At 58.5% G+C, this 8164-nt stretch carries 8 protein-coding genes and 1 tRNA gene; 4 read left to right on the top strand and 5 right to left on the bottom strand.

Annotation, left to right across the window (positions count from 1 at the left end; genetic code table 11):
• The 4 genes from ACYQ1H_RS14880 to ACYQ1H_RS14865 form a co-directional block, all read left to right on the top strand.
• A partial coding sequence (locus tag ACYQ1H_RS14880; RefSeq protein ID WP_460028830.1) for a DUF1574 family protein occupies positions 1 to 908 on the top strand: 908 nt, incomplete at its 5' end.
• Between the two features lie 383 nt (positions 909 to 1291).
• Positions 1292 to 1441 (top strand): hypothetical protein, encoded by a 150-nt coding sequence (locus tag ACYQ1H_RS14875; RefSeq protein ID WP_460028829.1) that lies wholly within the window; start codon positions 1292 to 1294, stop codon positions 1439 to 1441.
• A gap of 12 nt (positions 1442 to 1453) precedes the next feature.
• A complete protein-coding gene (gene tadA, locus ACYQ1H_RS14870; RefSeq protein WP_460028828.1) occupies positions 1454 to 1912 on the top strand; it encodes a tRNA adenosine(34) deaminase TadA in 459 nt (152 codons plus the stop codon).
• 77 nt (positions 1913 to 1989) lie between these two features.
• Positions 1990 to 2082: transfer RNA gene (locus tag ACYQ1H_RS14865), tRNA-Ser, on the top strand.
• A gap of 499 nt (positions 2083 to 2581) precedes the next feature.
• On the opposite strand, the gene ACYQ1H_RS14860 is transcribed toward ACYQ1H_RS14865, so the two are convergent.
• From ACYQ1H_RS14860 to ACYQ1H_RS14840, 5 genes are all read right to left on the bottom strand, one after another.
• Entirely contained in the window at positions 2582 to 2926 is a 345-nt protein-coding gene (locus ACYQ1H_RS14860) for a hypothetical protein (RefSeq protein WP_460028827.1), read from the bottom strand.
• Positions 2898 to 3437 carry a hypothetical protein gene (locus ACYQ1H_RS14855; RefSeq protein WP_460028826.1) on the bottom strand — a complete coding sequence of 180 codons (540 nt, stop codon included), beginning with the start codon at positions 3435 to 3437 and terminating at the stop codon, positions 2898 to 2900. Before ACYQ1H_RS14855 ends, ACYQ1H_RS14860 begins: the two co-directional genes overlap by 29 nt.
• A gap of 198 nt (positions 3438 to 3635) precedes the next feature.
• Positions 3636 to 5885, bottom strand: coding sequence for a VapE domain-containing protein (locus ACYQ1H_RS14850; RefSeq protein ID WP_460028825.1), 2250 nt, complete (start codon positions 5883 to 5885; stop codon positions 3636 to 3638).
• 76 nt (positions 5886 to 5961) lie between these two features.
• Complete coding sequence (locus ACYQ1H_RS14845) at positions 5962 to 6171, bottom strand: helix-turn-helix transcriptional regulator (protein WP_460028824.1); 210 nt, start codon at positions 6169 to 6171, stop codon at positions 5962 to 5964.
• Positions 6172 to 6263: 92 nt separating this feature from the next.
• Complete coding sequence (locus tag ACYQ1H_RS14840; protein ID WP_460028823.1) at positions 6264 to 7475, bottom strand: tyrosine-type recombinase/integrase; 1212 nt, start codon at positions 7473 to 7475, stop codon at positions 6264 to 6266.
• Positions 7476 to 8164 lie beyond the last annotated feature (689 nt).

Raw genomic sequence — 8164 nt, 5'->3', positions numbered from 1 at the left:
CTAGAGAAGAAATTATGGCGAAAGAGTTGGCATCACACGGTGTCATCTACTCTTCAAATATCAACGAGCGTATTTTTGTTAAGAACAGAATTAAGTATGAAAATATTCATCCGGATGCAATAGCTATAGGTTCTTCTAGAATAATGCAGGCTAGCAGTAAGGGAACTAATTTCAACTTGCTAAATCTTTCAGTTAGTGGCGCGTCAATAGAAGATTTAGTTGCCATTTGGGAGTTGAGTTCCAATAAATTTAATCCACAGTATGTTTTCTTGGGCGCTGACCCTTGGATATTTAATGTTAATTCTGGCCAGGCACGTTGGACATCTTTGGAAGCTGAGTATAGCTCAGCCCTTTCTAAGCTTGGAATGGCTAAAGATGCTGACAATAATACAAAACTTTCTAGTTTGAGCTTTAATTATTCTATCGTTAAATTTTATGACTCTGTTAGTCAAAGTAAAATTTGGGCTGAGGATGACGCGCCTTCATTGGCAGACAAGATCCGCAAGGATGGTAGCCGTGTTTATAATTTAGCCTATGCTAATAAGTCGCGAGAAGAGGTTGAGCGTGGTGTTCTTAGCTATATTTCTTATGCTATGTCTAACTACAAGTTCTCGAACGAGGCCAGACGTATTTTAGAAAAATTTGTCGGAAAACTTAAAGCAGAGAATCGTAAAGTTGTGCTAGTACTGTCGCCATATCATCCTAGCTTATATGAGCTTATGCGACTACAAAATAGAGAATTTTTGGAAATTGAGTCCATTTTTAGAGAAATAGCCGTGACTTACGGAATCGGTCTTATTGGCTCTTATGATCCAACTAAGGTAGGTTGTTCTTCGGAAGACTTTTTCGATGGTATGCATCCGAAGGATAAATGTATGGAAAAGGTGTTTTCGGAGTTAAGAAGATGAGTGTTGCACGACGTGTATAATCATTCCATAACTAACTCTTTAAGAGTTCGACTTTGCTTGTCAATGTCGCACAAAACTTACACACTCACTTTCGGAACGTGCAAGTCCTTGTAAATAAACAACATTTTCGCAATGTTATTATTGAGTGGAAATAAGGATTACCCGCTAACCCACACCAGATCTCGCTCCGTCCTTCCGGGTTGCGGCCCAGGCTGCGGTCGCTATTGAGAGCCCGATTGCGCGGGATCGGTCATGGGCCGGACCTGCTCCATCGTACTGCCCAGGCTGGGCAGCAATCGTTGCATGTCCCCCTGATTGTGGGGCGAGCATTGCCAGGATAATGCCCAGCCAGAACCTCATCCCCCGCCGAGCGATCCAACCGCATGAACACACGCCTCGAAACCCTGCCTCGTGCCGCCGTGGCCGCGCTCGGGCAGGAGGCTCGCCTGCCCTGCGGCTTGCTTGACCTCGTCGCCCGCCGCATGATCAACGAAGTGCCCGGCAAACCGCCCGCGCCCCTTGGGCGAAACTGATCCCGCCGCCACATGGAGCCTTCTGCAGGGGATGAGCACTGGATGCGCCATGCGCTGGAACTGGCCGAGCGGGCCCAGGAGGCGGGCGAGGTGCCGGTGGGCGCCGTGCTGTTGCTCGGCGACCACATCGTGGCCGAGGGGTGGAACCGGCCCATCGCGACGCATGACCCCACGGCACATGCCGAAATCGTTGCGCTGCGGGCGGCGGGCCCCGTGCTGGAAAATTACCGGCTGATCGACACCACGCTGTACGTGACCCTGGAACCCTGCGTCATGTGCATGGGCGCCATCAGTCACGCCCGGGTCCGGCGCATCGTCTACGGCGCCACCGACCCCAAGCGCGGCGCCGCCGGCAGTGCCCTGCAGCTGGCCGATGCGGAATTTCTCAACCATCGGGTGGAGATCACCGGCGGCATCCTGGGGGAAATCTGCGCCAGCCAGCTGCGCAGCTTCTTCAAGTCCCGCCGATGACAGCCAACCCGGCTTGTCCGGGAATTGCCACCGCTATCGATGGAGCCGTCATTTCGGCTATAATGCCGCGCTCTTAAGGAGAGGTACCGAAGCGGTCATAACGGCGCCGACTCGAAATCGGATGGTCGGGGAAACCCGGCACGAGGGTTCGAATCCCTCCCTCTCCGCCACTTTTGAGTCTCCACCCCTTGTAAATCAATCACTTACAAGACGGGCTCCGAGACTATCCCCCAATCTATCCCCCAACGGCCCCCGGCTTGGGGTCTATCGGGGTCCAAAATCTAGGGCAACCCGGCGAGAAAATTCCCGCCGGTCACCGCTTCATTCCAAGGTCTATTGCCGCGTCATGCTGTAGCGGCCGCCGTCCCCGGCGTGGGTCCCCAAGGTCCAGGGCAAATTCAGTACACGGCCCAAGTCTCGCAACAACGGACCCACCCCGCAAGGGGGTCCCCTCTCTTCAGACAGGGGCACCATTGCCAAGCAATCGACGTGCCAGAGTCAACGGCACGACTCTTGCCCAGCAAGACCCACGCCAGAGACCCCGGCCATACTTTTCTGGCAGGAATACCCCTCCGCCTTGAATAGTCCCGAAAGAGAATTTTCCAAAAATCCCCAACCGGGACGATGCTAGGCCAGAACGCAAGTTTGCGTTCCGAACCCGGCCAAGACTCAAAAGCGAACCTTCCGGTCCCCTATCTCAAGCGTTACATAGTCCATCTGCCCGGCACTGCCCAGCTTCAACTCGACATAGACGGGTAAACCCTTGGTCTCAGGCTTACAGATGGTATGCCCCGCCCGGCCAGTATGACGCCCGGAAAGCCTCTCCAGCACACCCACGCCCTTGAGGATCTCTTCAATGGCCTCCCGCCCTTCAGCCGTAGCGCCTGCCCGGTCCTCTATCAACTCAAGGGCAGCGCCAAAAATCGCCCCCCTGAATCGATCTATAGCCCTATATGCGGGATAGTCCACGCTGATTAGGTTCCGCTTACTTGATCTCTTGCTCTTCGTCTTCATGGCGTAACACTCCGTGTCGTTGTGGAAAGTCCTTTTCATCGGCCGCGCTGGCGGCCGTGTCGTTGTCTGTAGGCCACCCACGGCCGCTGTCGTTGTCGGGGTGGGGGTGGGCCACCACGGCGGGGGCTCCCCTCTCTTCATCCCGGGTCCCGCCCAAGGCCGCGAATAGGGTTACAGCCTGCTGGGGGGCCATGGGTCCGCCGTGTAACCCCAGTTCCATCATCTTGCTGGCAATGCGAATTTTTTGATTTCGGTCCGTCAACGGACTCGCAAGGGCGCTTTGCAGGTACTCAATCGACGATTGCAGCAACCCGCCAAACTGCCGCCATGTTTCAAGCATGGCGGCCGCCCGCAGCGCTTGCAGTTCCTCCGCAACCTCGGGCCGATGTATCAGACGATTGGCGGCTGTCCGCCCGATACCAACGGCCCGCCCGATCTCCGCTTGGTTCAATCCAGCAAGCGCCAACTCCACCACTCTGGCGGCTTTATTCGCGTGTGTACTTTGTCTCATACGGCCTCCCTGCCTGAAAAATCCTCGAACCTGTCCCCCGTGTCCCCCGCTGTCCCCCCATTTTTCTTATGTAGCCCCATAAATTCATTTTCACCCCTCCCCCATTTCCGCGTAACACCCCTTTTCTTTTTTCTGGGTAACAAGGGTGAAAGTGGGGGGACAACGGGGGCCACGGGGGACAGCCCGCCCCGCCCCGGGTCACAACCGGACCCGGGCGGTAAATTTGTCCCCATCGGGGACGAAGATATAGCAGCGGCCGCCGCCCGCCGCCCGGATGCGTCGACGACCGAACCCCAGCCCTCGCAGCACCTCCGCCACCCGTTTGGATGTTCGTTGATCCAGTCGATCGACCTCGATTTTCAGGGCGGCCTTAGCCACGCCATCAATGGTGATTTCGCCTTTGGCGGGGTAGTCCCGCACATAGTCCAGAATCGAAGCCTGCCACGGGTCTACCGCCTCATACTCCCCGGCCACCTCGGCCGCCAACCGCTCGACCTCGGCATAATTGCACCGCCCCTCTTCCTGCCTGTAAACCTGTAGGGCACTCCCCCAAATATCAGCCCGGTCCCGCAGAAAAGCCTCTTGGTCAAACCGGCCCACCTCCACAACGGCAAACCGCCGGGACCCGGTGGGGTCACTGAACAACTCCCGTTCGTTGCTTGAACCGATCACAAAATACTGCCGCTTCCGAATACGGGCCATCTCGCAGTATTTCGGGGTATGTGAGTCTTCCTGCCGGCTTATATCGGCCTTGATGTATTCCCGGTCCCGTTTCGAGAGTCCGGTAGTCTCGGCCCATTCCGCGATCCACTTGCCGCGTAGTTGCCGGATGCGCTCCGCCGATTCATCGTGATAATCGAGTCTCCCGGCCCACTCCGGCACCCAGGGCAACAACCGGATGAAAGTAGACTTCCCGCACCCTTGAGCCCCCAACAGAATCGGCACGATTTCCGACATACACCCGGCATTCAATGCCCGGTCTAGGGCCTTCAGCAGGATGTACCTGCCCACGGCCCGATTGAGCGGGGTATCGGCCGCCCCCATGTACCGAACCAGCAAACCTAAGGGGTCGATAAACCTCGAAGGCGAAGGCAACCCTAGCACCGCCTCCCGCAGCGAGTCCCGCTGATTCTCGAAAGCCACGAACTCGACACCATGCCGGACAAAATCCCGGCTTACACCTTGAAGGCCGCAATTCTCAAGCTCGACCACGGCCCGGGTAAGGTCCCGGTCCCCAAGCGGCCGGGCCTCATCTTCACCCCAGCAGACAAAAACCTGATCTTCGAACGAATCGAAATACACCAGACATTCCCGGGCCGCCTCAAGGCCGCGAATGCCGGCGATAATTTCGCCTTGGTTGGCATTGCGGGGGCGGCCGCGGCCGGGTTTGGTAACCACTCTTTCAGCCTGAATTAACTCCCCCTCCAAGGCCGCCGGCTCCGGCTTCCAATCGGCCGCCTGCAAGGCCGCCACCACGGCCGCCGCGCCCACCTCCCGCCGCGCATCGTCAAAATCCTTGCACTCTCCCGGGGGCAAGGCATAACTGATCCACTTGGGGATTGCCGCCGCAATCTTCGAAGCGGCCGCCCGGCCCGCTTTATCGTTGTCCAATGCAAGCGTGATTCGAAGGGGGACCCTAATGAAGGGCGAATCGGGGTCGGGATTGGGGATACCCAACGGGGCCAAAACCCCCACCAGCTTGGCAAGGTTCACGGCACTTCCGGCCGCCAGGACGACCGTCCGCCCCTCTTCAATCTCAGGATTACCCGCCTCCCGGTACGCCTGAACGATGGCCAGCGCATCGCCCACCCCCTCAACCAGAACCACGCGCCGGGTCTCGGCGCCTACGTACCACCCGAGCGGGTCCCAGCATGCCCCGTCCAGCTTGCTCCCCGCCTTGAACCGCTTGGACCCATCGGCCCCGAAGGTTTGGATAGCCAAAAGCTCCGCGCCTGTATGGTCGTGATAGGCGGCCCACGCTTGAGAACCCACAAGGGTTATGCACTCGATACCCGTTAAACCCTTGCGCCTGAAGTAGTCGAACTCATCGGCCTGTCCCGGCTCCCGTTGCTCTTCCGCCTTGGATAGCATCTCTTCAGCCTTGGCGAAGGGGTCCGCAATAACGGCCCGCTTCCAATCGATGCCCGCATCTTTCAGACGCTTGATGAAGGTCCCAACCCCGATCATTCTCCGGCCGGATATGGCCCGCTCTTTCACACTCGACCATTGGGCATTGAATACCTCGGGGTCATAGTCGGGGTAACTTTCAGAGAACTCCCGGGCGGCCGCCTCGGCTTCATCCCAAGGGGTATCGTTCTCGGTTGCTGTCTTGGCAAAACACCCAAGACCCCCAAGCCAGTCTTCCCGGGTAGCAAAATTGGCTAAACCATTTTGAGCCGCAAGGTCCAGAACTGAACGGACCTCGGGTAGAGAAGTTATAATTCCCATCGATCAATCTCCCTTTGATTTTAGGCCGCCCGCCATGGCGGCCTTTGTTTTTGCCGGGCCTAACCCGGCCCGATAGCTAGGCGGCTTCCCCGGTCATACGGGCCAGCGCTTGCCGAATGTCTCGCTCCCGCCATAGGGAAACCCTAGAACCGATTTTCAACGGTCTGGGTATGTCCCCTCTTTCAATCAAACGCCAGAAATGGCTCTTCGAGATAGGTAACAGGCCACGGGTCCCGGCTTTGCGGTTCCCGATAATTTGCTCGACCCTCAAGTAACAATCTTCCACAGTGAACCTCCGTGTAGTGGGATTGGGGCGGCTGTATCAACCGCGTGACAGTTAACCTATGACACTCCCATGTGGTTGTCAACTGTCCATTATCATCCCACCCGGCGGAACGCCACCACGTTACCCCCGGGGGGTATCACGTAATCACTCCACTCCCCCATCATGGCCCGCCGCTTTTCCAGCAAGCTCCCCCGCCTGTATGCGGATTCCGCCTTGTTTTCAATCACATGGGCTAGGGCCATTTCGCACACGTGGTTGGGGTAGGTCGAGACTTCCCCCGCCCAATCCCGGAATGAAGAGCGGAACCCATGGGGTACAAAATCCCCTCGGGAACCCCCCACCCCATACCCCATCCTGCGCATGGTTTGCAGCAGACACTGTCCAGATAGCGGCCGCCCGGCCCGCTGTCCGGGGAATACCCACCCTTCACCCGATACCCTCGGCAACCCTTCCAGAATCGCCATGGCAGCATCAGACAGGGGAACCTGATGTTCTCGCCCCGCCTTCATGCGGGTCCCGGGTATGGTCCATATACGGGCCTCTAGGTCGATTTCCGACCAAACCGCCCCCAGCACCTCCCCGGACCGGGCAGCGGTCAAAATCAGGAATTGCAGGGCCTTGGATCCCAATCCTTCAGACTCGGCAAGCTCCCGCATGAACGCGGGCACCTGCTCGAAGGGCATAGCGGGATGATGCTCCACCGCTTGGACCTTGGACCGCTTGGGTAACATCATGGCCAGATGGCCCCGCCAGCGGGCAGGGTTGAGTGGATCACGCCAACCACGGGCCGCCGCGAAGTCTAGGACGTTCTCAAGCCGGCCTTGCACCCGCTTGGCAGTCTCGGGACGTGTGAGCCAGATAGGCCGCAAGACCTGCAAGACCGCTTCAGTTCCGACCTGATCAACGGGCAGGGCACCCATGAACGGCCGGGCATAGGTCTTCAGGGTAGCCACCCACTGCCGGGCGTGTTTGCGGTTCTTCCAGCCGTGCCGATGCGCCCGGATGTAGGCCGCCGCGCAAGATGTGAACGTGGGGGTACGGACCTCTTTCCGGTTCCGGGCCGCGAAGGGGTCCACCCCGGCCGCTACCTGTTGATGTGCCTCTAGGGCTCTCTGTCGTGCGTCTGCAAGTGATACGGCCGGGAAACTCCCAAGCCCCATTTCTCTCCGCTTACCTTCCCACGTGAGCCGCAAGACCCACCGCCGGGCGCCTGATGGACTCACTACAAGGCGAAGGCCGCCCCCATCTTCATGCTTCCCCGGGCCAATCGTTGCAACTGCCCGGGCCGATAACTTCTGTCTCATGGCTTGTCCCCCTATGTGGTGGGGGACAGAGAACCCATCCCCCAATCTATCCCCCTTTAGTGGGGGATTATATGGGACACCATGGGACCCTACAAGACACTAACCCTATGATTTTCAGGACTATATGGGACAACTATCAGCCCCCAAAAACCTGTATCAGCGGACTCCCTCTCCGCCAAATCTGCCTTCCACGACAGCAATCAAGGCTAGGGAACCCGGAAAGACCCAAGGCTCCGCCTTTTGGGTGTCCCGCGAAGCGCACCCTGAGCCATTGCCCTGCCTCACCCGAACCGGGGGGCGGCATCCGGCCAACGCCGCTGGTCCTGAGCCCAAACACCCCATTCCGGCCAGGCGCATACCTGGCCCCCAATTGCCGGGCCATGCGGTGACAGGATTCCTTCACTCAGTCATCCCGGCAGGGCGGACGGGTGAAACCGCACCTGCCGGTAGACCTTTTCTCACACGTTGGAACAGCCGCCCGAAAGCATGAACGGAGCGGCACTCTGACTGAGGCAATTGTAGTGCCATCCGTGCGGGCCGCGACCTGCCGGGCTCCCGGGCATGGCCGACGCTGCGATTGGGGCAAGGCAACCGGTTCGGCCGGTTGAAAAGCAGCAGCTCCCGCCCATGCCGGGAACCGAAGCCAGTGCCACCCCGCACGCTGGTATCACCCGGCGACCAAGCCAACG

It is taken from the genome of Methyloparacoccus murrellii, assembly GCF_054657115.1.
The sequence above is the reverse complement of the archived record's forward strand: the minus strand, read 5'-3'. Positions and strand labels throughout refer to the sequence as shown.